Annotated in this window: 1 pseudogene; it reads right to left on the bottom strand. The window is 61.8% G+C overall.

What is annotated here, in order from left to right:
* Nucleotides 1–343, bottom strand: a pseudogene (gene gatB / locus B3187_RS07380) (Asp-tRNA(Asn)/Glu-tRNA(Gln) amidotransferase GatCAB subunit B); the annotation flags it as partial.

Genomic DNA, 343 nt, shown 5'->3' on the forward strand with positions numbered 1-343 from the left:
CGGCGCGGTTCAGGTCGATGCCGGTCATGCCGTGGTAGTCTTCGTGCAATGATTTGCCCGCATCTTCTTCGAGGTGGGCGTGGTGGATACGCACGCGCTTGGTCCGACCGCCTTCCAGTTGCAGGTCGACGTAGCCCGGGCCGACGATGGGTTCGGCCAGTTGGGTGGTCTGGTAGCCTTTGGGCAGGTCCGGATAGAAGTAGTTTTTCCGTTCGAATACGGAGCGCTTGCCGATTTCGGCATTGACCGCGAGGCCGAATTTGACGGCATTTTTGAATGCCTGTTCGTTGGCCACGGGCAGGGTGCCGGGCAGCGCCAGGTCGACGGCGCAGGCCTGGGTGTT

The organism is Marinimicrobium sp. UBA4209, from assembly GCF_002381585.1.
Taxonomy (GTDB): domain Bacteria; phylum Pseudomonadota; class Gammaproteobacteria; order Pseudomonadales; family Cellvibrionaceae; genus Marinimicrobium; species Marinimicrobium koreense.